The sequence below is a fragment of the Caballeronia sp. SEWSISQ10-4 2 genome (assembly GCF_030464885.1).
In the GTDB taxonomy this organism is placed as follows: domain Bacteria; phylum Pseudomonadota; class Gammaproteobacteria; order Burkholderiales; family Burkholderiaceae; genus Caballeronia.
In genome coordinates this window covers 51,472-73,435 of record NZ_JALPRJ010000043.1, presented here as the reverse complement: position 1 = coordinate 73,435, position 21,964 = coordinate 51,472, and the positions used below count along the sequence as shown (strand labels likewise).

Below are 21,964 nucleotides of genomic sequence, written 5' to 3'. Positions count from 1 at the left end.
CCACGCACAGTGGCTAATAGTGATAAAGAAAACATCCAACATATAACGACCGCAGGCCTAAGCAGCAGCACCCTGACATCAACCCAAAACCACCGCCCCTGGCGGCCCTAAAAAAAACCCGTCCACCGGCGCGAGCGAAACCAATCATTGACGCTTGGGCTATATCCGATAAAAATCGCGGAAACGCTTGACTTAAAGTGCACTCGAAGTCCTACGATGCCTAACGTCGTAACGAGAACGCAGCCATGAAATCGGTGACATCGCACAACGTACAGGCCTTACCGCCCACACGATTCGATACTACGAGCGCATCGGCCTGCTTCCTTTCGCGCCGCGAGACAATACAGGCCAGCGTGTGTATGACGCGTCCATCCTTACGTGGATCGAGTTCCTGGGTCGCCTCAAAACGACCGGCATGTCGATTCAGGAGATGCTGCGTTATGCGCAATTACGCTCGCAAGGCGAGGCTACCGAGGCGGAGCGCGCTGAACTGCTGGCGAAACATCGCGACCAGGTGCGCACGCGGGTGGCTGAACTTCAAGCCTGCCTTCTCGTCCTCGACACCAAGATAGCTAACTATGCCACAGCTCAATCGAGGACTGAAAAATGCAAAACGCAATCGAACACCAAGCGCAGCAGGAAAGCCGCTTAGAACGGGGCAAACGAGTCCTGTCCGAGATCGACGGAGAGGCCGGTGAGAAGGTCATCAATTCGCTCGCGGATATCGCGCCCGACTTCGCGAAGTACTTGCTTGAATTTCCATTCGGCGATATCTATTCACGGCCGGGTCTCGATACCCGTTCCCGCGAGATCGCCACCATAGCGGCCTTAACCGCGATGGGCAATGCAACGCCCCAGCTTAAGGTCCATATTGCCGCCGGGCTTAACGTGGGGCTTAGCCGCGACGAGATAGTCGAAACGATCATGCAAATGGCGGTGTATGCGGGCTTTCCTGCTGCCCTTAATGGTTTGTTCGCCGCGAAGGAAGTTTTTCAAAACCATCGGCCGTAATAGCGAACCGTACAACCTGCGCAAATAATGAAAACACTCACCTTGCGTCATCTTCGAACCGCTGCCGCCCTCACGTTGATGCTTGCGGCGTATGGGTGTGCAGCGGTGAGGGAAACGGGTTGCGCGCCCGGCCAGGAGCGCTCCGTCAACGACGTGATGTACTTCGGCACGGCCAAGTCAGTCGGCGCCGTTACGCCTGGAGAGTGGACGGAATTCTTGCGCACGTCAGTCACGCCCCGGTTTCCTCAGGGGCTGACGGTGTGGCAGGCATCGGGGCAATGGAAGGGGGCTGACGGCGCCATCGTTCACGAAGGCTCGTTTGTGCTCAGCCTCGTGCATCCTGACGACGAGCCCAGTGAAACCGCGGTCCGCGCAATCACCACCGAATACAAATCGCGCTTTGACCAGGAGTCCGTGCTCCGGGTCAAGAGCCTGGCTTGCGTTTCTTTCTAAGCGGGGCTGTCGCCTGGATCTATAGGTAGCGTACGCTTGTGCCGCTTGAGGTGTCCTGTCATCCCTTTTGAGAGTTATCCAACGATGCCGCCTAATACCGTTCAACCGTCATGCGGCGAAGCACAAACGCCCAAGCCGCCGCATCGCCGGCTATCACTCGACGAAAATCGCCACGTCGTGACACACGGCCTCAAGACCTACTTCTGGCAAGACATTTACCACATCGCACTGACGGTCGGCTGGCCCATGTTCTTTGCGGTGGCTGCGCTGCTCTTCCTGCTGCTGAACTTCGGGTTTGCGTTGCTGTACCTGCTGGGCCATCACGCGATCGCGAACCAGTCGCCTGAAGGTCTGCTAGGCGCGTTCTTCTTCAGCGTGGAGACGCTTGCAACGGTCGGTTACGGCGACATGCATCCGGATACGATCTACGGCCACAGTGTCGCCACGTTCGAGATCTTCGTGGGCATGTCGGGCATTGCACTGACGACCGGCATGATCTTCGCGCGGTTTTCGCGGCCGCACGCACGCATCCTCTTCGCAAAACGCGTGGTGGTGCGTCCTATCGACGGCCGCATGACGCTCATGGTCCGTGCCGCCAATGCGCGCCAGAATGTGATTGTGGAAGCGAAGGCGCGCATGCGTCTGATGCGCTCGGAGACCAGTCCTGAAGGGTTCTTCCTTCGCAAGGTGCATGACCTCCCATTGATCCGGGACCAGCATCCGATCTTCCTGCTGGGCTGGAGCCTCATGCACGTCATCGATGAAGAAAGCCCGCTCTTTGGCCAGACGCTCGAGTCGCTCAAAGCGAGCGGGGCTGAGTTGATGTTAATGGTGGAAGGCCTGGATGAAACCACGGCGCAGCCTATGCAAGCGCGTTATGCGTGGCCGCCTGAATCGATTCTTTGGCAGCATCGGTATGTCGATCTGATGTACGAGCAGGACGCCGAAACGCATCTCGACTACGGGAAGTTTCATGATGTCGTGCCGCTCTGAAGCGGGTTGGGTTCGCAGGAATTGATCCGGCGGCTCAAACAACGACTGTATATGTACCGCCGATATCTTCGCGAATAAGCTAAGACTTTATTGTGCCCGCTGATTTGCCGTTCAATTCATATCGTGGAAGGAACCCATGACCGCCGCTAACAAAACCGTCCGAATGTTGACCCGCTACAAAGCCTGGGCCAACGAGCTCATCTTCTCCATGCTGAGGAACATGCCCTATGAAGAGGTTATCCGGCCACGGCAAACACGCTTCGGAAACATGGTTCACACGCTGAACCACATCTACGTCATAGACGCCGTGTTCCAGGCGCATCTTCAGGGACGCGAGCACGGCTATTCGGCGCGCAATACACCCAGTCATCCGTCTTTGGATGAACTGTGGAACTCAGTACGAACGCTGGACCAGTGGTACGTTGATTTCGCCGAGGGTTTGTCGGCCGAGGATCTGGACCGGTCGATCCACTTCAAGTTTATCGGTGGTGGCGAGGGTGTCATGACCTGCAACGAAATGATCCTGCATGTGGTCAATCACGGCACCTATCACCGGGGGTTCGTCGGTGACCTGATGTATCAGGCAGGGGTCACGCCATCGGCAACCGATCTTCCAGTATTCCTGCGCGACGTCCCGCAGGACGCCTAGCGTCTGCTTGGCGGACCGGCTTAGGAACCCTCCCCCAACGCGCCCACCGTCGCTTGCCGGTCTCGGCGCGGCGGACGTTGAAAGCGGTTCTTATAACAGCGCGCAAAATAAGAGGAGGATTCGAAACCGCAAGCCAAGCTGACTTCCATCACCGAGAGGTCAGTTTGCTGTAGCAGTTGCCGCCCTCTTTCCAGCCGCAGGTTCAAATAGAATCCGGCCGGCGACTCGCTCATGTTGGTACGAAAAAGCCGCTCAAGTTGCCGACGGGTGATGCCGACATTCGCTGCGAGCGGATCGATGGCCAAGGGCGTTTCAATGTGCTGCTCCATCTGCGCAATAGCCGACAGCAGCTTCGTATTGTTCACGCCATAACGTTCACCGAGTGGGGAGCGCTGCAGGTTCTTCTGCGGACGGATCTGCCCGAGCACGAACTGCTCGGCCACGCGAATAGCGAGGTCCCGCCCATGACGTCGCGCGATCAATTCGAGCATCAAGTCCATCGACGCCGTGCCGCCGGCAGAAGTGATCCGCCGACCGTCGATCTCAAAGATTTCATGACTGATGCGTAGCGCCGGATAACGCTCGATAAACGCAGCGATCGTCTCCCAGTGAACGGTCACGCGGAACCCCTGCAGCAACCCCGCTTCCGCTAACACAAAGGCGCCAGTGTCCACGCCGCCCAGCGTGATTCCGGCGTTTGCCTGCCGTTTCAGCCAGTGCTTGAGTGTCCGGTCGACACGCGCAAGCGGATCGTACGCCGCGACCACATACAGTATGGAGGCCGCTTCCAGCGTTTCCAATGGTCCGTCCACTGCCATCGACATGCCATTGCTCGCTGAAACGGGATGGCCGTCCGCGCTCAGCACCTTCCACCGATACAACTCGCCACCCAGCCGGTTGGCAGACCTCAGCGGCTCGGCTATGGCCGCGAAATCGAGCAGCGAAAAGCCGGGCATCAGCAAGAAAACGATGAGTTCGCTCATGGGCGGTGAACTCCAGGAAGACAGGTTTGGCGCTCGCAAGCGATTGTCGCAAAATTAGCAATCTACGTCGCATTATTCTTGTTTATCTTGATGGAGGATCCGTAAAGTAAGCCGGACAGTCTGGACAAGCCCGCCGGCATCGCCGGGAGCAAACCATGGAGATCAGATGAACGAAATCGCGAGCCCGGCCAATGACACTTTCGCCACGGACTGGAGAAAATTCGCATCGACGCATCGTCTCAAGGCGGCAAACGTCCTGGCCGACAGCCTGGAAGTGAAGTGGGATGATGACCGGATTAGCCATTACCATTTCCTATGGCTGCGAGACAATTGCCCTTGTCGCGAGTGTGTTCATCCCGGTACTCGTGAACAGATGTTCGAGGTCGTCGATGCACCTGAAGACCTGGTTGCCGCAAGCGTTTCCCTGGGCGCCATGGGCGCGCTGGATGTGTGCTGGAGCGATGGACATCGCAGCGCGTATGAGCCCGGCTGGTTGCGTTCGCATGCCTACGACGAGACATCCCGAAGCGAGCGGGCGGAACGCCTGCGCAGCGTTCGGCCGTGGGAAAGCAATCTGAAGATACCGACGTTCGACTACACGTCCGTGATGTCGGCCGATCGTGTTTTGCTCGACTGGTTGCTTGCAGCGCGTGACGTTGGATTAACCATGCTCACCGGCATGCCTGCAACCGACGAAGCTGTCGAACTGGTGGCGAGACGCATATCGTTTATCCGCGAGAGCAATTTCGGCGTCACCTTCGAAGTTCGCACAAAGGCCGAAGCGGTCGATAGCAATGCATACACATCCCTGCCGTTACCGGCGCATACCGATCTGCCGACCCGGGAGCTACAACCCGGTTTGCAATTCCTTCATTGTCTGATCAACGACGCAACCGGCGGGGAAAGCACCTTCGTTGATGGATTCGCGATTGCGGCGGCTCTGCGCGCGGATTCACCTGAGGACTTCCGACTGCTGTGCGAGCACCCGGTCGAGTTCTGGAATAAATCGCCACAGAGCGACTATCGCAGCTTCGCACCGGTCATCGGTCTCGACGCGCGTGGAGAGGTGAGTGAAATCCGGCTGGCGAACTGGCTTCGCGCGCCCTTCAATTTGCCGGCTGCGGAAATGGGCGCTTTCTATCGCGCGTACCGGCACTTTTGCGCGCTCACCCGGGACTCGTGCTTCATTGTGAGTCGCCGTCTGGAAGCCGGCCAAATGTGGTGCTTCGACAACCGCCGGACAATGCATGCTCGCAGAGCCTTCGACCAAGCTAGCGGAAAGCGCTTCCTGCGAGGGTGTTACATGGATCGCGACGAACTGCTTTCGCGCATTCTCGTATTGCAACGGAGTTATCCGGAAACGGCTTGGGCTTGATTTCTTCAGTGCCACTCGAACTCGATCCGCACCGCTTGGCGAACGCTCGCGGTCTCACTCGCCTTGCTTTGGCGGTGCAGCGGCCCATCTGCGCTGCATCGCTTCCACAAGATGGCGCCACAGAAATTCAGCCGCGGGCGAGAGGCGGCGGCCAACGCGCCGTATCACCTGGCTGCTGAATTCGCGCGCGATCGGATGCTCCAGTTCCAGCGCGACCAGACGCCCCGCTTCGAGGTATTGCCGCGCCGCATCGGTCGACATGAATGCCACGCCCAGCCCTGCGGCAGCGATGGCCTGCGCAGCGGAGAAAAGATCGCAGCGATAAGACGGCGTCAGGTTCAACCGCTCTGCACGAATGATGGCGTCGAGATATTGCTGGGCGCCGAAGCGCTCGGGCATGAAGATGAGCCGCTGATCGCGCAACTGTTCGAAGCGGATGCGCCGCTCGCCCGCCAAGGGATGGCGTGGGCTGACAAGCGCACAGAACTGCGCGGCCCGAAAGGTGCGGGCGCGTATGGCGGGGTCGCTGCCGCCGCCCGCGCATAAGCCGAGATCGACGTCGTCGTTGCGAACCATAGCGATGATTTCGGACGTCGCGCCGCTGCGCAATTCCACCACGATGTCAGGAAACTGCAAGCTGAAACGCTCGAGCACGGTGGCCAGCAGATTCTCGATGAACCCCTCACCCACGCCAATCCCCAACCGTCCGCGTCGCAAGCTTCTAAAATCCTCCAGTTGAGCCAGCATGTCTGCATCGCGGCGGCTACTCTCGCGATAATGTTCGGCGAGGCTTAGCCCGATCTCAGTCAGCACCGCGCGCCGGCCGCGCCGCTCGAGTAGCACGACGCCGTGGTCGCGTTCGAGTTGCGCTACTTGCCGGCTGATCACGGAAGCGTTAATGGCTAGCGCGTCAGCGGCTGCGCGCACGCCGCCATGCAGGTCGATTTCATGCAGATAGCGCAGGCTCCGGGCGCTAAGCAGGTTCTCTTGGGCAGGCGTATTGTCTTTAGCCATATCGTGGTCTGTTGACACGCAGGTCAACATTATCGGCTAAGAAACGTCATTGATTAGCGGATTTTGCAGCAGAATACTGCCCCCTTCCATTTCATTTCTTACGCAAGACAACAACGACCATGGAAAATACCCAAGGCTTTTGCTCCCTGAACGACACGACGGATCTCCGCGATGAACTCAGCGAGATCCGTCATCGCCTGCATCAAAATCCGGAGCTGGCCTACAAGGAGTTCCAGACCTCCGACCTCGTTGCGCAGAACCTCGAAAGCTGGGGTTACAAGGTGACACGCGGCCTGGGCGGGACGGGCATGGTCGCGTCGCTCACAGCGGGTACGGGATCGCGCGCCGTGGCCGTGCGTGCGGACATGGACGCATTGCCGATCGCCGAAGAGACCGGGCTGCCGTACGCCAGCCGCAACGCGGGCCTGATGCACGCCTGCGGCCACGACGGCCACACCACGATGGTCCTGGGCGCCGCGCGCCACCTTGCGCGCACGCGTGCCTTCAACGGCACGGTTCATCTCGTGTTCCAGCCTGCCGAAGAAATCGGTGCGGACAGCGGCGCCATGCGAATGATCGCCGACGGCCTGTTCGAGCGTTTCCCCTGCGAGGCCATCTTCGGTTTGCACAACCATCCCGGCTTTCCGACGGGTACGTTCATGTTCCGCAGCGGCCCCTTCATGGCGGCATCCGACACAGTCAACATCACCATTCACGGCCGCGGCGGCCACGCAGCGCGCCCGCATCTTGCCGTCGACCCGGTGGTGATCGGCGCGGCGCTGGTGACTGCCTTGCAAACGGTAGTCGCGCGCAGTATCGACCCGATGCAAACGGCCGTGGTCACGGTCGGCGCCTTTAACGCGGGTCATGCCGCCAACGTGATTCCCGAGTCGGCGCGTTTGCAGATCAGCGTGCGTTCGTTCAACGCCGATGTCCGCAAGCTGCTCGAAGCACGTATCCGCGCGCTCACGGACGCTCATGCGAGTGCGTATGGCGCGCGGGCGGAGATCGAGTACGTCCCCGGTTATCCGGTTGTGGTCAATAGTCAGGCCGAGACGGAGCTGGCGCTGCAGGTAGCGCGCGAACTGGTCGGTGACGACCGCGTAGTCGATAACTTCGGCCCGATTGCAGGCAGCGAAGACTTCGCTTACTACCTGCAGAAGAAGCCGGGATGTTTCCTGCGCTTGGGCAACGGAGAAGGCGCGCCCATGCTTCATAACGCGTCCTATGACTTCAACGACGACAACCTCACCGTCGGCGCGGCCTACTGGACGCGTCTGGTCGAGCGTTTCCTCGCGCAATAAGCTTCAAGCGCATTAATCGATAGAAACAGACCTTGTGCACTGCGCGATGCCCCGGCATCGCGTTTAGCCGTGCGCACGACCCAAGCATTCACGGGACTTCCATGTCAGTCATTACAGCCCAGCCCGCTAAAGCCGTTTCACAAAGCAAGATCGTGATTGCCGCGATTATCGGCAACCTGCTCGAGTTCTTCGACTTCACCGTCTATAGCTTTTTCGCGCTGACGATCGCCAAGCTTTTCTTCCCGGCGCACGACCCGGTTGTCTCCACGCTGCTCGCGCTGTCCGCATTTGCGATAGGTTTCATCTCGCGGCCGGTGGGCGGCTTCGTGCTTGGCCACTACGCGGACAAACGAGGCCGGCGTGCCGCGCTGACCCTGACCATTTTCCTGATGGCGATTGGCTCGGCCATGATCGGCCTTGCGCCGACTTACGCGAGCATTGGCTTAGCCGCTCCGGCCTTGATCATCTTTGCTCGCCTGCTGCAAGGATTCGCGCAAGGCGGCGAGTTCGGCGCCGCTACCGCGACGCTGCTCGAGACCGGTTCAGCCAAAGGCCGTGGCTTTCGCGCCAGCTGGCAACTCGCGAGCCAAGGCGCCGCTGCGCTGATGGGTTCCGGTATCGCGGCACTGCTTACTTATCACTTGAGCAGCGAGCAACTGCTCGACTGGGGATGGCGAGTGCCGTTCCTGATCGGCACGTTGATCATGCCGGTCGGCGTGTATCTGCGCCGGCACATTATGGAAGAGCCGCCGAAGCAGGCAAAGGCAACAAAGTCGAGTCTGGAGCCGGCCCTGGTGCGCAAGTGGTTCCTGACCGTATTTGCCATCATGGGCATGACAGTCGCCACCTACGTCCTCATGTATTACATCCCGACTTATTCGATTCAGTATCTGAAGATGCCGGCGAAGCTTTCCATGCTGGTATCGATCTTCGCGGCTATCGTTTCGCTGATGCTGTGTCCGGTCTGGGGCGCGCTATCGGACAAGATGCAACGACGCAAGCCGCTGATCCTCGTTGGACGCATCGTGCTGATTGTGCTGCTTTATCCCGCGTTCTGGCTGATGAACCAGTTTCCTTCGTTGCCGGTCATGGTGGGATTAATCGTGCTTCTGATGCTGTTCTACACCATGGGTTCGGCACCCGCTTATGCCCTCATGCCGGAAAACTTTCCGAAGCATGTGCGCGCCGGTTATCTGGCGAGTGCGTATGCGGTGGCTGTGTCAGTGTTCGGCGGCTCGGCACAACTGGTTGTTGCGTGGCTTATCAAGGTTACCGGCAACACGATGGCACCCGCGTGGTACATGATCGTATGCGTGATCATTTCGCTGATCGCCGTTTCGATGCTGGAGGAAACCGGTGGGCGCGAGCTGGCCTGACGTTCGTTCAGGGGCAAAATGTAAGGCTGAACGCTTGCACGTTCAGCCTTTTTTCATGAAGTGACAGCGATCACGTCAACGCTTCACCGGCATCGAAGCGAATATCCGCGGTGGCGACTGCCTGTATGGTCGGACCGAAACTTTCGATCCCCGCCAAAGTCGCGTTGTGATGCTCGACAATCCATGCCGCCGTGGCGTGGTTCTTGTCGTGCGTGGTGTGTGCGTCGGCCGCGAGCGTCACGTTGTACCCGAGAGCGGCTGCGCGACGCACTGTGGTATCGACACAGAACTCCGTGGCGTAGCCGCATATGACGACGTTGGACACGCCGTTCCTTTCAAGTATCGATCCAAGGCTCGTCCTCAAGAACGAGTCCGATGTTGTCTTCCGCACTATCTCGTCGGACGCCTGCACGTGCAACTCTTCGGCGAGAGCCCAGCCCGGCGTGCCATATTCAAGGTCGTCCGTTACGCTTTCATGCTGGACGAAAATCACCGGAACGCGGGCGGCACGCGCCCGCGATGTCAGTTCGTTGATGCGGGCAAAAACACTTTCAGACGATGCCGGTGAAGGGCTCGGCCGGAACAGTCCCTCCTGCACGTCGACCACAATCAGCGCTGCCGCCATGTTTATTCTCCCGAGAAAACCGTAGTCGAGCTTGCACGCCTTACCCGACCTGTGCGTCCTGCACGACCTGTGACTTTTACTCACAGACTCAATATTTTTCGTGCATTGTCGCGCCCTTTTGCCCGGTGCCTAATCCACTCGAACCATCGCTCAATGCGTGCATTCAAGGGACCACATGGACACCGGTGTGCTCAAACCTGCAATCTCAGACCCGTTGATGAAGCGAATCGCCTGGCGGCTCGCCCCGTTGATGATCCTGATGTACATCGCGAATCAACTGGACCGCGCGAACATCGGTTATGCCGCGTTGACAATGAACGCCGAACTGCACATGACGGCAGCGCAATACGGCCTGTCCGCCAGCCTGTTTTTTCTCGGCTACATTCTCTTCGAGGTGCCGAGCAACCTCTGCATGCATCGCTTCGGCGCGCGCCTCTGGATGACACGCATCCTGCTTAGCTGGGGACTGCTTTCATCGTTGACCAGCTTTGTGCCCAGCGCGCACTGGCTGTTTGTCGCGCGTTTCTTTCTCGGTGCATTCGAAGCCGGCCTGTTTCCCGGCATGGTGTATTACCTCACGCTCTGGATGCCCGCGCGTAATCGCGTGTGGGTCATGTCGCTGTTCGTCACCGCGATTCCGCTGACCGGAGTGCTCGGTGCGCCGGTTTCCACGTGGCTCATGGCGCATGCAAACGTGTCCGGCGTCACCGGCTGGCGTGCGATGATCCTGCTCGAAGGCCTGCCGGCCATCATTCTTGGTGTCGTCGCTTATTTCTGGCTGGCCGACGATCCCTCGCATTCACGCTGGCTATCGGCGGCGGATAAAAGCGAGATTGCAGCAGCGCTTGCCGACGAACAGGCTCAGGCCGCTGCCGCGACCTCGCCTTCCAGCGCCTTGAATGCCCTTAAGAACCCGAAAGTCTGGGCGCTAGGCATCGTTTATTTCGGCACCAATGCCGGCATCATCGGCTTGCTTTATTTCCTGCCGCAAGTGGTCAAGACGTTTGAAGTGACGTTCGGCGTGAAATACAGCATCATGGACATCGGCCTCATCACGGCGATCCCGTTCGGTGTCGCAGTCATCGCCACGCTCGTCTGGGGACGCCTGGTCAGCCGCAGGCAAATCACCGCGGCGCATGTAGCGGGACCACTCCTGGTGTGCGCGGCATCGCTCTCCGTGGCGCTGTTGTTGAGATCTCCCTATCAGACAATCGTCGCGCTCGCGATCGGCACGTCGGCGTGCTTTTGCAGCATCACGACCTTCTGGCAACTGCCTAGCCGCATCCTCACCGATCGCGCCGCCGCAGCGGGCATCGCGTTGATTACAAGCATTGGGGTGTCGTCGGGATTCTTGCTGCCGTATTTCATCGGCTGGGTGAAAGATGCGACGGGTACGTTCGTGCTGGCGTTCATCGGCATTGCAGTGGCAATGGTGATCGCGTCCGCCGTGGTTGTGTTGCTCGAAGCGGGCCGGAACAAAATCGATGCGGCCGGGCTTGCCAGCGAGTGAGATTATGTGGCGTTATCATCGGTGAATGCGGGTTTGTTCCTCTTGATCCAAAGGATTGCCGATGCGTCGCGGAGTGCCCAGTCTCAGTGCGCTGCAAGCGTTTGAAGCAGCTGCGCGCCATGAAAGTTTTTCGAAGGCGGCGCTCGAGCTTTCGCAAACGCACGGTGCTGTCTGCAAGAAGGTCAACGAGCTTGAAGCGCATCTCGGCATCACGCTGTTCGAACGGGTCCGCCAGCGGCTGGTATTGTCCCCGGCGGGCGCGGAATACGCGCGGCGCATCCGGGTACACCTCGACCAGATTCGTCGCGACACGCTCGAAGTCGTACGCAAGCAGAGCGAGGTTCCCATCCAACTCGCGGTCGGCGTGACCTTCGCGGCGCAGTGGCTGATTCCGCGCCTGCATGATTTCTACGAGCGGAATCCGGACCTGCAACTCCACATCATGGGCCGTGACCAGCCAACTTTCTTCGACGACTCGAGCTTCGACGCCGCGATCTATTTTGGCCAGGGTTTATGGCCTGCCATGCCGGGCCAGCCGCTAGTCAGCGATGACAAGATCCTGGCAGTCTGCGCGCCGACCCTGGCTAACGGACGCGGCGGCTTGAGCGTTGCGGAGATCGGTGCCATGCCGTGGATTCACACGCGCGACCTGCCGCGTGCGTGGCTGGCGTGGTCCGAAACAGCGGGTCCGCAAGTGATCAAACACAGTGCGTCGAACCAGCATTACGACATGTTCATCATGGCGATCAACGCCGCAATCTCGGGATTGGGCGTCGCGTTGCTGCCGCGCATTCTTATCGATCGTGAACTACGGGCGGGCGCGCTGGTTCAAGTTCACGCCCACGCTATTCCGAATCCCGAGACCGTCTATTACTCGTTCCCCGAGCAGAAACGCGACTGGGAACCGCTCAAGCGTTTCGATGGATGGCTGACGTCGGCCGTGCGCGAGTATCGCGACGGCTGGGGCCAGCGCGAACGCGAGGACGTGACCGAAACCACGTTCTCGCCGACCTGAATACGCTCGCGTTCAGAGGTACTCGCGCAGGTCTGGGCTGTCGCGCAGGAGTTGCTGGTAGAGCCCTTGAAAGCCGAGCCACGCTACATAATCCGAGCCTAATTGTTCGCGCGTTTCCCGCGCTTCGGCTTCGTTGAGCGGCTCGATCGGGCCGGCTGCTTCGGCCAGCAACTGCACCTGGCAGCAGCGCTCCATTGCGATGAAGCGATACGCCGCCGAGTCAACCGACGAGCCCACCGTCAGCAAGCCATGATTGAGCAGGATGGCGGCTCGTTTGGTTCCCATCGTCTCCGCGATGCGGCGGCCTTCGTCGGCGGCCAGCACAACCACGTCGCCGTGAAACAGGACTTGGTCTTCATAGAAAAGACAGGCTTCCTGGTTGAGCGGCGCTAGCAGCCGCGAGCGTGCGGAAAACGCGCGGCCGTAGGTGGTATGCGTGTGGGCGGCCGCCACGACATCGGGATTGGCGCCGTGAATACCGCAATGGATCGCCGCCGCTGCCGCGTTCACAGGACCCGTGCCGTGGTAGACGTTGGCGTCCTCGTCGATACAGACGAGGTCATCGGGATGAATCAAAGAAAAATGCTGCGCGTAGGGATTGACCCAGAAGCGGTCGTGGAACTCCGGATCGCGCACTGTGATATGTCCCGCGATACCTTCGGCCAACCCGAAGCGCGCGAAAATGCGAAACGCGGCAGCGAGTTTCAGCTTGTGATACCGGCGCTCATCGTCGACGCTAGAGAATACCGGTGGCTCCGGCAGATCCCCGCCTATCGGCTTGGGAATTCGACGCTCCTGGAACTCCGCATGACCCATCACGCCCCCTACATTCCTAATGATCGAAGGTTCGATTTTCATGCGGGCGCATAACACCGTCTATCGACGATATGTCACAGGATTGCGTCTTGCGCTCACAACGCATCAGGTTGCAGGCTTTTATATCGCTAGCGATATAAAAGCCATGCCCCTTTACAGGCGTGGATTCCATGGCCGGAATAACGGTGAATCAGTTCGCAAGCCTCATGTCAGCGACCTATAATTTTCGCAGGCGCTATACATTGAGAAATACATGGCGCTAATTCGGTTAACCCCGTCGATCAACTCCGTATTACGTAATGGGGAATGACGCCATGACCCGCAAATACATCGACTGCCGCGAGTTTCCAAGCGAAATGAATTGCACCGTCGCGCTGTCCGCGGACTCTGACCAGGAACTCCTGGATGCGGCCGTCCAGCACGCCGTGTCCGTCCACAAACATGCCGACTCTCCCGAGCTGCGTTCACAGCTGAGCGCGATGTTCCACCAAGGCACGCCGCCGGTCGATTCTCCGCGCGCCGGATAACTTGCTGCCAGGCAATCAACAGCGCATTTCCGCGCAGCGGCGCCGATACATCGATAAGTATGACGAACAGATTGTTCGTTCGACACCGCGCATTTCAACCGGGGGGCTTTTAAGGGAGCGCATCATGGCAGTTGACCAGTCAAAACTCGATGCATTCATGGGAGGTTTTGTCCACGATCTCGGCGCCGTGATGCATGCGGCCACCGTAGTCGTTGGCGATCAACTCGGGCTTTACAAGGCGCTCGCCGCCAAGCCGTTGCGTGCGGACGAACTCGCCCAGGCAACCGAGACCGACGCGCGCTATGTTCGCGAATGGCTTAGCGCGCAGGCCGCGAGCGGCTATGTCAACTACGATCCCGCGTCGGAACGCTTCAGCCTCAGCGAGGAACAGTCCTTTGCGCTCGCCGAGGAAGGCAGTCCGGCATTCATCCCGGGCGCGTTCCAGATTGCTGTCGCCCAGTTCAAGATCATCCCGAAGATGGTGAAGTCGTTCAAGACCGGGCTGGGGGTTGGATGGCACGAGCACGACGTCTCGCTCTTTCACGGCACGGAGCGTTTCTTCCGGCCGGGTTATGCCGCGTATCTCGTGAGCGACTGGATTCCGTCGCTTGGCGGCATCGAGGCGAAGTTGAAAAACGGCGCACGTGTAGCCGATATCGGCTGCGGGCACGGTGCGTCCACCGTCATCATGGCGCAGGCCTATCCCCAGTCGACGTTCGTCGGTTATGACTATCACGAGGCATCTATCGAGCACGCGCGGGAGTCAGCAGCAACTGCCGGCGTAGGGGACCGCGTGAGTTTCGAGGTCGCTTCTGCCAGCGATTACCCTGGACGCGACTACGACTTCGTCACCATGTTCGACTGTCTTCATGACATGGGGGATCCGCTCGGCGCATCGCGTCACGTGTTTGAAACTTTAGACAGCGATGGCACTTGGATGATCGTCGAACCGTTCGCCAACGACACGCTTGAAGGGAACCTGAATCCGATTGGGCGGATCTTTTACTCGGCGTCCACGCTAATCTGTACGCCGGCTTCGCGAGCACAAGCGGGTGCGATGTGCCTGGGCGCGCAAGCGGGCGAGCGGCGGATTCACGATGTGGTCACCGAAGGAGGCTTCACACAATTCCGCCGGGCCACGGCAACGCCGTTCAATCTGGTTTTTGAAGCGCGGCGATAAGACGTGAGTGAGGTGGTTCCCTCCGTTTCTCGGCGGGAACCACCGCGCGGACCTTACTTTTTCGCCGAAGCCGTCACGCTCTTGCGGGCAGCTGTTTTTTTCGCCACCGCCCGCGCAACCGGCTTCTTGCTCCCGCTCGATTCGCGCGCGTTCGCAAGAGCCTCCCTACTCCAATGCTCAAGCAAAATTCGAGTCTGCGTGCGTACCGTCGCCTTGAGCAATTCGCCCTTCTCGGCGTCAATCTCCGTCCATCCAAGCAACGCAAGCGTCGTGCGCGGCGCAACATGGAACATCAACAGTTGTCCGTGCAAACTCAGCATCCGGATCAACGCCAGCGGATCGTCGGGGTTCGTGCCCGTGATGCGTGCAATCAACCTCGAGCCGACATCGTTTAAAGGCTGTCGCAAGCGCCGGGTCAAGATCTCCGATGCAATGGAGGGCTCATGCCCCGTCTGTTCACGCGCGAAAAAAAGCCGCTGGTTAGTCGGGCCGCAAGCCTTCAGGAACATGCGATCCGCAACCGCTTCCTGAATGCGGATGAACGCATCGATCAGCACCGGTGTGTCGCTGTCCTTGCTCAACACCTCGGCCGCGTGAGTCACGACTGGCTCGAAGGTCTCCCAGGAAGCGTCGGCGATGTATTCCGCACACGCGCGATAGACCCCCTCTTTATTCTCGAAGTAATACTGCAGCGCGGGTGCATTGACGCCAGCGCGCGCGGCGATGTCACGCGTGGACGCACTCTCGAAACCGTGCTCGCCAAATGATTCGATCGCGGCCTGGATGATTCGCAGCCTTGTCTCGTCGCCTCGCACATATCCACCGGCCGATGGACGGCGTAGCCGTTTTGTGACATTCATTCATGCCTCTCCCTTCAATATTACAAAATATATCACTTGACACAATTTTACCAATCGGAATAATTGTTCCGATTGGAATAATTTGGATCAACGATGTCAACAACAGTAGGATCGCCGCCGCAGGAAGTGCCGCAAGATTCCGCCGCTTCGCCCGCACGGCGATCGGGAAAACGCCTGATCCTCGTCCTGCTCGGGATCGTTGTGATTGTCCTTGCGGGAATCTGGCTTGCGCGCTGGTGGACGGTCGGGCGCTTTATCGAAAGCACCGACGACGCTTATCTGCAAGCCGATAGCGTCACCGTCGCACCCAAGGTCAGCGGCTACGTGACCGACGTCTATGTAGGCGACAACGCCGTGGTCAAGGCAGGCGACCCGCTCGTGCGGCTCGATACCCGCCAGTACCAGGTTGCGCTCGATCAGGCCCAGGCGACCATCGCCGCGCGCGCCGCGGACATTCAACGCGCGCAAGCCGATATCCTGCAGCAGCACGCCAATATCGAACGGGCAAAAGCGCAGCAGCAAGTTGCCCGTGTGAGCGCCCAGCATGCCCGCGATGAAGTCCAGCGCTACGCCCCGCTCGCGGCCACCGGCGCCGAAACCAGCGAACGGCTGGCTGAGTTGACCAGCACGCGCGATCAGGCGCTGGCGACGCTCGCGGCCAACACCGCTGCCGTCGATGCCGCCGAGACACAGATCGCCGCCACGACTGCGCAGATCGCCCAGGCACGTGCCCAGCTCGACGCAGCGGAGGCGAGCGCGCGGCAAGCGCACCTCGACTTGCAGGACACAGTCGTGCGCAGCGCGTTAGCCGGCAAGGTCGGCGACCGCTCGGTCCGGGTCGGTCAATACGTCCAGCCCGGCACACGAATGCTGTCGGTCGTGCCCGTGCAAAGCACCTATCTGACCGCCAATTTCAAGGAAACGCAGGTCGGCCATATGCGTGTCGGCCAGCCCGTAATCCTGCATGTGGATGCGCTGCCCGGCACGGATCTGCACGGCGTGGTCGACAGTTTCGCACCGGGCACCGGTGCGCAGTTCGCGCTGCTGCCACCCGAGAACGCCACCGGCAATTTCACCAAGATCGTCCAGCGCATTCCCGTGCGCATTCGCATTGAGACAGGTCCGGAAACACGCAGCGTGTTGCTGCCGGGTTTATCGGTAACCGCCGACGTCGACACGCGGTCCTCACGCGAGGGCGACAAGCGCATCGAAGCCGAGAACAACCATGGCTGAGGCGACCGCTTCGTCGCCTGCAGCACCCGAGGCTGAGCGCGCGAGCGCGACGGACTGGCTCGCCGTTGCCGCCGGCTCGCTGGGCGCGCTGATGGCCACGCTGGACATCTCGATCACGAACTCGGCCTTGCCGCAGATCCAGGGCGAGATCGGCGCGACCGGGACCGAGGGTACGTGGATCTCGACCGGCTACCTCATGTCCGAGATCGTGATGATCCCGCTCGCTGCATGGCTTACGCGCGTGTTCGGCCTGCGTAATTTTCTGCTCGCCAATGCCACGCTGTTCATCTTGTTCTCGATGATGTGCGGATGGTCGCACAGCCTGCCCATGATGATCGCCGGACGCATCGGCCAGGGCTTTGCCGGCGGCGCCATGATCCCGACGGCGCAGACCATTATCCGCACCCGACTGCCGCGCTCGCAGATGCCAGTCGGCATGACGATGTTCGGGCTGATCGTGTTGCTTGGCCCGTTGCTGGGACCAGTGCTCGGCGGATGGCTGGCGGAGAACATCAGCTGGTCGTGGTGCTTTTTTATCAACCTCCCCGTATGTATTGCATTGATCACGTTGCTGATCGTCGGACTGCCCTCGGACCGGCCTCACTGGGAGACTTTTTTCAAAGCTGACTGGGTCGGCATTGTCGGCCTCACGATTGGCCTGAGCTCGCTGACCGTGGTGCTCGAAGAAGGCCAGCGTGAACGCTGGTTCGAGTCGAGCATGATCGTCACGCTGACCTGCGTGACGCTTGCCGGCATGGTGTTGATCGCCGTTTCGCAGTTCATCGCGAAGAAGCCGATCATGCGTCTGAACCTGCTGCGCAACCCGCGTTATGCAAGCGTTATTGTCATTGTGTTTGCTGTCGGTGCAGGTCTGTATGGTGTGTCGTATCTGCTGCCGCAGTTCCTCGGCATTGTGTCCGGCTACAACGCGCAGCAAGCCGGCGCGGTCATGCTGATATCGGGTGTGCCTGCCTTCCTGATCATGCCGGTGCTGCCGCGTATTCTCGGCAAGCTCGACTTTCGCATGCTCGTGATCGCAGGACTGGTGTTGTTTGCGTTGAGCTGCATGCTCGACATCAACCTGACTGCGCAGAGTGTCGGGCACGACTTTTTCTGGTCCCAACTGATCCGCGGCTTTGCGCAAATCCTTGCACTCATGCCGTTGAACCAGGCGTCGATGGCCGCGGTCTCGCGCGAAGATTCCGGCGATGCAGCCGGTCTCTACAACATGGCCCGCAATCTCGGCGGCTCGGTCGGGCTGGCGATCATCGGGACCGTGATCGACCGGCGCACCACGTTTCATACCGCGATGATCCGCCAATCGCTGACGGCCAATTCACTGGTGGGACAGGAGCGCCTGACGTCGAGCGCCGCGAACTGGTTCGCGCAAACCGGCGACATGGCCTACGCCAAGATGCGTGCGCTCGGACAGATTGCGGCGCAGATCCAGATGCAGGTAATCGTCATGACGTACTCTGAAACCTTCTATCTGCTGGGTATCGCGCTGCTTGCCTGCGTGCCGCTGGCACTCCTTCTGAAGACTCCGCGCGGCCCCGTTGCGCCGTCCGCCGGTCATTGACGGCCCTTAAGATATCCACGATGTTCTCTCGCCCTTTTGCTCCTCTATTTCTTACGCTGCTGGCAGCCGTCTGCGCCATCTCGGCTTGCACGGTCGGCCCTGACTACGCCGGTGCGCCGCAGGTGGCTCCCGACGCAGCACGCGCCGCGAACTTCGTGCGCGTGCCCGCGGTTGGCATCGTGTCGACACGCGCGCCGAATCAATGGTGGCTTGCGCTCAACGATCCGCAATTGAACACGCTGATTGACGCCGCACTCGCGCACAACCCGGACATTCACGCCGCGCAGGCGCGTCTGCGTGAGTCACGCGCACAATTGCAGCACGAGAAAGCGAACGGCATGCCGAAGGGCACGGTCGATGCCGCCGCGTTACGCATGCGTCAGCCTAATCTCAGTGCGTTGTCATCGTCCGGTGGAGGGCCGCTTCAGCTCTACACAGCAGGCTTCGATGCAACGTGGGAGATCGATCTGTTCGGCGGTACGCGACGCGCGGTCGAAGCCGCAACCGCGGAAGCGGACGCAGTCGACGCCGATCTCGCCGACACACAAGTGTCGCTCGCGGCGGAAGTCGCACAGGCTTATGTCGATCTGCGTGACGAGCAGCAGCGCCTGACCCTTGCGCAACGCTCGGCGGAGATCGAACAGCGGATGCTCACGTTGACCCAGCAGCGTCGCGCACACGGCACGGCGGCGGATGTCGATGTCGAGCGGCTGACCACGCAGGTCGAAAACACGCGCGCGACGCTGACGCCGCTCGACGAACAAGTGGAGGCGTCGCTCGACCAGCTTGCGGTGTTGACGGGCCAGGCTCCGGGCGCGCTCGATCAGGAGCTGTCGGCGTTGCGGCCCATGCCGGCCTTGCCCGCGTCCGTGCCTGTCGGCGACCCTGCTTCAATGTTGCAGCAACGGCCCGATATTCGCGCGGCGGAACGGCGGCTGGCCTCCAGCAATGCCCAGATCGGCGAGCACAAGGCTGACTTTTTCCCGAAGGTGACCTTGTTCGGCGACATAGGCTATACCGCCGCCAACCCGGGCCATCTTTTGCGCCAGAACAATTTCAGCTGGATCGGCGCGCCTTATCTGCAGTGGAATGTGCTCGACTTCGGCCGCACCCTTTCAAGCGTTCACGGCGCCGAGGCGTCGCGTGACGAGGCCGATGCGAAATACGCGCATACGGTGCTCGCCGCGTTGCAGGACGCGAATACTTCGCTCTCGCGTTATGGGCATCAGCGTGAACATCTCGCCACGCTCCAGCAGGTGCAGGCGTCGGCGGACCGCTCGGCTACGTTGATGCGTCAACGCTATACCGCGGGTACGTCGAGCCTGATCGACTTGCTCGATACACAACGCACGCAGTTCAGCGCGCAACAGAACGTGGTTGCGGGACAAGCTGAACTGCTGAAGGATTTTGTGTCGTTGCAGAAGAGCCTGGGGCTCGGCTGGCGCGTGCAGGGGTGACGTGAGCGCTTTGGCTTGCCGGCGTGCTGCTTGCGGAGATTTATTCCGACGAGCCGGAACCGTCGCTCCTCGACAAGTGAACTTAACGGGCAAGCTTGGCCCAAGCGCAATTACCGCGACACGCCAAGCGTGCTCCCAGCGCCGCTGCTGAATGGAATGAAGTGAGTTGTTTCGATTAAACGTTTGGCAGGTCTTCCAACGTTTTTTCAATCCGACCCTCTTCAAAGGAGGTTTCGATTCCGATATGGCCGTTAGCGTACGGGATGGAACTAACCTGAGGACCCAGATAGCTTCGACCACCGAGCTTGAACACCGTCCGGACCTGTTCTCCCTTCTCCAGGGCTTTCACCACGCGGTCCACATCCACGACTTTGGGGACTGTCGTCCAGATGGCCGTCAATTCATCGACATTGCCCCAACGTACATGAGTGACGCGATCATTGGTCCAACGAACACCATCAATGGCAAAAATAGACATGGCTGACTCCGTCTATTAATGAAGCACCTGAATGAAACTGCTGCCGCGCCGGAAGGCTTTTTCTTCTTTTTTTAACCGTGGAAACGGAGGGCTCGCGTGGCACTGGTCGCCGCTTTGGAGATTGTAAACATCCCGCGGCGAACGCGAAATAGATTGACACGGATAAAGAGAATGCACAAGCGAGTGTAGGGGCAGCGGAAGCGCCCGCGCCCCTATATTCAAGCTATGTTGCATCGATTTGCTGTACCGGCGGAGGCTCGTCGATCCACGCCTCCAACAGCGTCGACGTCACCGCCAGGATCACGGGACCGATGAACAGGCCGACGATCCCGAACGCAAACAAGCCGCCCAACACACCGGACAAGATCAAAAGCATTGAGAGATTCACCCCGCGCCTGATCAAGACCGGCCGCAGCAAGCTGTCGAGCATCGCGACCACCACCGACCAGATCAACAGCAAAATCGCGGCTACGGTTGCGTCATGCCAGAAAAGCCACGCGACGCCGCCGAGCAAGGGCAGCATGGGGCCGATCTGGGCCAGGCACAACATGAGCATCAGCGCGGTCAGTATTCCGGCCGCGGGGACACCCGCTATCCACAGGCCGATCCCACCCAGCGCGGACTGCGCCACCGCCGTCACGACAATCCCGAGCGCGACCGCGCGAATCGACAGTCCCGCCAGCTTGATAGCTTCCGCGCCGCGCTGGCCGGCGAGCCGGGTTGCGAAGCGTGCAACGAATCGGGCCGCTGCTTCACCTTGGTTATAGAGAATGCCCGAGATAATGATCGTGACGAACATGTGCATCACGAACACCCCCACGAGCGCAGCATGACCGAGCATCCAGCGTGCAGCGATCGTCGCATACGGCTCCAGCTTCGCCAGCAGGCCGCCCGGCCCGGCGTCCGACAGCGTCTGCCATTCGTGCGCGGCGCGCTGGCCGGCTAGCGGAATATCGCCGACCCAGCCGGGCGGCGGCGGCAGCGCATAGCTGGGCAGACCCTTGATGGCCGCCATGATGTCGCTCCCATGGAGAGCCAATGTCGAGATGGCTTCATAGAGCGGCAGCACGATCACAACCAGCAGGATAATCAGCATCACTGCAGTGGCCAGCCACCGGCGATTGCCGCAGCGGCGTTGAACTGCCAGCATCACCGGCCAGGTAGCAACCACGATGGTGGTCGCCCAGATAATCCCGGGAAGGAACGGCCGCAGGATATAGAGGCTGCCGACCATCAACGCAGACAGGATGACGATCACGAGCAGAATCCGTGCAATATCAACTGGCTGTTTTGGATTCACCGTTTACTCCCGTTAGAAAAGTCCTACAGTTTGCCCACCCGGACGTGCGATGTCGACTGCATCCGAACGACCCCGGCAGATGAACGGCACGGGCACATTAACTGCTGTATCGCCAGATTGCTGCTCCTCGATGAGCGGGGTAAATTCTTCCAAAACCACTCGCCAAATTGCAGCCCAATTGTAAGAACAAATTTCGTCGAAATTTCAGACGGAAGGCCGGAGACTA

The 21,964-nt window shown here is 60.0% G+C and carries 22 protein-coding genes; 15 read left to right on the top strand and 7 right to left on the bottom strand.

The window, feature by feature from the left end; translation table 11 throughout:
* Positions 1 to 250: 250 nt before the first annotated feature.
* The 5 genes from M0D69_RS26610 (at position 251) to M0D69_RS26590 (ending at position 3,106) form a co-directional block, all read left to right on the top strand.
* On the top strand, positions 251 to 652 hold the full coding sequence (locus M0D69_RS26610; RefSeq protein WP_367619765.1) for a MerR family transcriptional regulator: 402 nt from the start codon (positions 251 to 253) through the stop codon (positions 650 to 652).
* The gene (locus M0D69_RS26605) at positions 607 to 1,011 is read left to right on the top strand and encodes a carboxymuconolactone decarboxylase family protein (protein ID WP_301784853.1); all 405 of its coding nucleotides are present in this window, start codon (positions 607 to 609) and stop codon (positions 1,009 to 1,011) included. The genes M0D69_RS26610 and M0D69_RS26605 overlap by 46 nt, the downstream gene beginning before the upstream one ends.
* A gap of 27 nt (positions 1,012 to 1,038) precedes the next feature.
* Complete coding sequence (locus tag M0D69_RS26600; protein ID WP_301784852.1) at positions 1,039 to 1,464, top strand: DUF3574 domain-containing protein; 426 nt, start codon at positions 1,039 to 1,041, stop codon at positions 1,462 to 1,464.
* 84 nt (positions 1,465 to 1,548) lie between these two features.
* Positions 1,549 to 2,457: an ion channel gene (locus M0D69_RS26595; protein ID WP_301784851.1), complete on the top strand. Its 909-nt coding sequence runs from the start codon at positions 1,549 to 1,551 to the stop codon at positions 2,455 to 2,457.
* A 136-nt stretch (positions 2,458 to 2,593) separates the two neighbouring features.
* Positions 2,594 to 3,106, top strand: coding sequence for a DinB family protein (locus tag M0D69_RS26590; protein WP_301784850.1), 513 nt, complete (start codon positions 2,594 to 2,596; stop codon positions 3,104 to 3,106).
* A 20-nt stretch (positions 3,107 to 3,126) separates the two neighbouring features.
* Here M0D69_RS26590 and M0D69_RS26585 read toward each other — a convergent pair whose 3' ends face one another.
* Positions 3,127 to 4,089 (bottom strand): GlxA family transcriptional regulator, encoded by a 963-nt coding sequence (locus M0D69_RS26585; RefSeq protein WP_301784849.1) that lies wholly within the window; start codon positions 4,087 to 4,089, stop codon positions 3,127 to 3,129.
* 166 nt (positions 4,090 to 4,255) lie between these two features.
* Here M0D69_RS26585 and M0D69_RS26580 point away from each other — a divergent pair, with 166 nt between their 5' ends.
* The gene (locus tag M0D69_RS26580) at positions 4,256 to 5,464 is read left to right on the top strand and encodes a gamma-butyrobetaine dioxygenase (protein WP_301784848.1); all 1,209 of its coding nucleotides are present in this window, start codon (positions 4,256 to 4,258) and stop codon (positions 5,462 to 5,464) included.
* A gap of 54 nt (positions 5,465 to 5,518) precedes the next feature.
* Here M0D69_RS26580 and M0D69_RS26575 read toward each other — a convergent pair whose 3' ends face one another.
* Positions 5,519 to 6,478, bottom strand: coding sequence for a LysR family transcriptional regulator (locus tag M0D69_RS26575; RefSeq protein ID WP_301784847.1), 960 nt, complete (start codon positions 6,476 to 6,478; stop codon positions 5,519 to 5,521).
* 119 nt (positions 6,479 to 6,597) lie between these two features.
* Here M0D69_RS26575 and M0D69_RS26570 point away from each other — a divergent pair, with 119 nt between their 5' ends.
* Entirely contained in the window at positions 6,598 to 7,782 is a 1,185-nt protein-coding gene (locus M0D69_RS26570) for a M20 aminoacylase family protein (protein WP_301784846.1), read from the top strand.
* A gap of 101 nt (positions 7,783 to 7,883) precedes the next feature.
* Positions 7,884 to 9,158: an MFS transporter gene (locus M0D69_RS26565; protein ID WP_301784845.1), complete on the top strand. Its 1,275-nt coding sequence runs from the start codon at positions 7,884 to 7,886 to the stop codon at positions 9,156 to 9,158.
* A 70-nt stretch (positions 9,159 to 9,228) separates the two neighbouring features.
* Here the strand turns inward: M0D69_RS26565 and M0D69_RS26560 are convergent, their stop codons facing one another.
* Positions 9,229 to 9,783: a cysteine hydrolase family protein gene (locus M0D69_RS26560; RefSeq protein ID WP_301784844.1), complete on the bottom strand. Its 555-nt coding sequence runs from the start codon at positions 9,781 to 9,783 to the stop codon at positions 9,229 to 9,231.
* A gap of 217 nt (positions 9,784 to 10,000) precedes the next feature.
* On the opposite strand from M0D69_RS26560, the gene M0D69_RS26555 reads away from it, so the two are divergent.
* Positions 10,001 to 11,293, top strand: a complete 1,293-nt coding sequence (locus M0D69_RS26555; protein WP_301784843.1) for an MFS transporter — start codon at positions 10,001 to 10,003, stop codon at positions 11,291 to 11,293.
* A 61-nt stretch (positions 11,294 to 11,354) separates the two neighbouring features.
* Positions 11,355 to 12,308 carry a LysR substrate-binding domain-containing protein gene (locus M0D69_RS26550; RefSeq protein ID WP_301784842.1) on the top strand — a complete coding sequence of 318 codons (954 nt, stop codon included), beginning with the start codon at positions 11,355 to 11,357 and terminating at the stop codon, positions 12,306 to 12,308.
* Between the two features lie 12 nt (positions 12,309 to 12,320).
* On the opposite strand, the gene M0D69_RS26545 is transcribed toward M0D69_RS26550, so the two are convergent.
* Positions 12,321 to 13,166: a class II aldolase/adducin family protein gene (locus M0D69_RS26545; RefSeq protein WP_301784841.1), complete on the bottom strand. Its 846-nt coding sequence runs from the start codon at positions 13,164 to 13,166 to the stop codon at positions 12,321 to 12,323.
* Between the two features lie 272 nt (positions 13,167 to 13,438).
* Here M0D69_RS26545 and M0D69_RS26540 point away from each other — a divergent pair, with 272 nt between their 5' ends.
* Together M0D69_RS26540 and M0D69_RS26535 are read left to right on the top strand one after the other, a co-directional pair.
* Entirely contained in the window at positions 13,439 to 13,651 is a 213-nt protein-coding gene (locus M0D69_RS26540; protein ID WP_301784840.1) for a DUF1059 domain-containing protein, read from the top strand.
* A gap of 124 nt (positions 13,652 to 13,775) precedes the next feature.
* Positions 13,776 to 14,831 carry a class I SAM-dependent methyltransferase gene (locus M0D69_RS26535; RefSeq protein ID WP_301784839.1) on the top strand — a complete coding sequence of 352 codons (1,056 nt, stop codon included), beginning with the start codon at positions 13,776 to 13,778 and terminating at the stop codon, positions 14,829 to 14,831.
* 53 nt (positions 14,832 to 14,884) lie between these two features.
* Here the strand turns inward: M0D69_RS26535 and M0D69_RS26530 are convergent, their stop codons facing one another.
* Positions 14,885 to 15,691: a CerR family C-terminal domain-containing protein gene (locus M0D69_RS26530; RefSeq protein WP_301784838.1), complete on the bottom strand. Its 807-nt coding sequence runs from the start codon at positions 15,689 to 15,691 to the stop codon at positions 14,885 to 14,887.
* A gap of 93 nt (positions 15,692 to 15,784) precedes the next feature.
* Here M0D69_RS26530 and M0D69_RS26525 point away from each other — a divergent pair, with 93 nt between their 5' ends.
* The 3 genes from M0D69_RS26525 to M0D69_RS26515 are packed head-to-tail and all read left to right on the top strand — an operon-like array spanning position 15,785 to position 19,960.
* The gene (locus M0D69_RS26525) at positions 15,785 to 16,924 is read left to right on the top strand and encodes an HlyD family secretion protein (protein ID WP_301784837.1); all 1,140 of its coding nucleotides are present in this window, start codon (positions 15,785 to 15,787) and stop codon (positions 16,922 to 16,924) included.
* Positions 16,917 to 18,503, top strand: a complete 1,587-nt coding sequence (locus M0D69_RS26520) for an MDR family MFS transporter (RefSeq protein WP_301784836.1) — start codon at positions 16,917 to 16,919, stop codon at positions 18,501 to 18,503. Before M0D69_RS26525 ends, M0D69_RS26520 begins: the two co-directional genes overlap by 8 nt.
* A gap of 20 nt (positions 18,504 to 18,523) precedes the next feature.
* Positions 18,524 to 19,960, top strand: a complete 1,437-nt coding sequence (locus M0D69_RS26515; protein WP_301784835.1) for an efflux transporter outer membrane subunit — start codon at positions 18,524 to 18,526, stop codon at positions 19,958 to 19,960.
* Positions 19,961 to 20,135: 175 nt separating this feature from the next.
* Here M0D69_RS26515 and M0D69_RS26510 read toward each other — a convergent pair whose 3' ends face one another.
* Entirely contained in the window at positions 20,136 to 20,438 is a 303-nt protein-coding gene (locus tag M0D69_RS26510) for a hypothetical protein (RefSeq protein WP_301784834.1), read from the bottom strand.
* A gap of 223 nt (positions 20,439 to 20,661) precedes the next feature.
* Complete coding sequence (gene ydiK, locus M0D69_RS26505) at positions 20,662 to 21,738, bottom strand: AI-2E family transporter YdiK (RefSeq protein ID WP_301784833.1); 1,077 nt, start codon at positions 21,736 to 21,738, stop codon at positions 20,662 to 20,664.
* Positions 21,739 to 21,964 lie beyond the last annotated feature (226 nt).

Excerpts from the sequence above, each read along its gene's own strand:
- M0D69_RS26605 (WP_301784853.1), top strand. The coding sequence starts at position 607 with ATGCAAAACGCAATCGAACACCAAGCGCAGCAGGAAAGCCGCTTAGAA.
- M0D69_RS26600 (WP_301784852.1), top strand. The coding sequence starts at position 1,039 with ATGAAAACACTCACCTTGCGTCATCTTCGAACCGCTGCCGCCCTCACG.
- M0D69_RS26595 (WP_301784851.1), top strand. The coding sequence starts at position 1,549 with ATGCCGCCTAATACCGTTCAACCGTCATGCGGCGAAGCACAAACGCCC.
- M0D69_RS26590 (WP_301784850.1), top strand. The coding sequence starts at position 2,594 with ATGACCGCCGCTAACAAAACCGTCCGAATGTTGACCCGCTACAAAGCC.
- M0D69_RS26585 (WP_301784849.1), bottom strand. The coding sequence starts at position 4,089 with ATGAGCGAACTCATCGTTTTCTTGCTGATGCCCGGCTTTTCGCTGCTC.
- M0D69_RS26580 (WP_301784848.1), top strand. The coding sequence starts at position 4,256 with ATGAACGAAATCGCGAGCCCGGCCAATGACACTTTCGCCACGGACTGG.
- M0D69_RS26575 (WP_301784847.1), bottom strand. The coding sequence starts at position 6,478 with ATGGCTAAAGACAATACGCCTGCCCAAGAGAACCTGCTTAGCGCCCGG.
- M0D69_RS26570 (WP_301784846.1), top strand. The coding sequence starts at position 6,598 with ATGGAAAATACCCAAGGCTTTTGCTCCCTGAACGACACGACGGATCTC.
- M0D69_RS26565 (WP_301784845.1), top strand. The coding sequence starts at position 7,884 with ATGTCAGTCATTACAGCCCAGCCCGCTAAAGCCGTTTCACAAAGCAAG.
- M0D69_RS26560 (WP_301784844.1), bottom strand. The coding sequence starts at position 9,783 with ATGGCGGCAGCGCTGATTGTGGTCGACGTGCAGGAGGGACTGTTCCGG.
- M0D69_RS26555 (WP_301784843.1), top strand. The coding sequence starts at position 10,001 with ATGAAGCGAATCGCCTGGCGGCTCGCCCCGTTGATGATCCTGATGTAC.
- M0D69_RS26550 (WP_301784842.1), top strand. The coding sequence starts at position 11,355 with ATGCGTCGCGGAGTGCCCAGTCTCAGTGCGCTGCAAGCGTTTGAAGCA.
- M0D69_RS26545 (WP_301784841.1), bottom strand. The coding sequence starts at position 13,166 with ATGAAAATCGAACCTTCGATCATTAGGAATGTAGGGGGCGTGATGGGT.
- M0D69_RS26540 (WP_301784840.1), top strand. The coding sequence starts at position 13,439 with ATGACCCGCAAATACATCGACTGCCGCGAGTTTCCAAGCGAAATGAAT.
- M0D69_RS26535 (WP_301784839.1), top strand. The coding sequence starts at position 13,776 with ATGGCAGTTGACCAGTCAAAACTCGATGCATTCATGGGAGGTTTTGTC.
- M0D69_RS26530 (WP_301784838.1), bottom strand. The coding sequence starts at position 15,691 with ATGAATGTCACAAAACGGCTACGCCGTCCATCGGCCGGTGGATATGTG.
- M0D69_RS26525 (WP_301784837.1), top strand. The coding sequence starts at position 15,785 with ATGTCAACAACAGTAGGATCGCCGCCGCAGGAAGTGCCGCAAGATTCC.
- M0D69_RS26520 (WP_301784836.1), top strand. The coding sequence starts at position 16,917 with ATGGCTGAGGCGACCGCTTCGTCGCCTGCAGCACCCGAGGCTGAGCGC.
- M0D69_RS26515 (WP_301784835.1), top strand. The coding sequence starts at position 18,524 with ATGTTCTCTCGCCCTTTTGCTCCTCTATTTCTTACGCTGCTGGCAGCC.
- M0D69_RS26510 (WP_301784834.1), bottom strand. The coding sequence starts at position 20,438 with ATGTCTATTTTTGCCATTGATGGTGTTCGTTGGACCAATGATCGCGTC.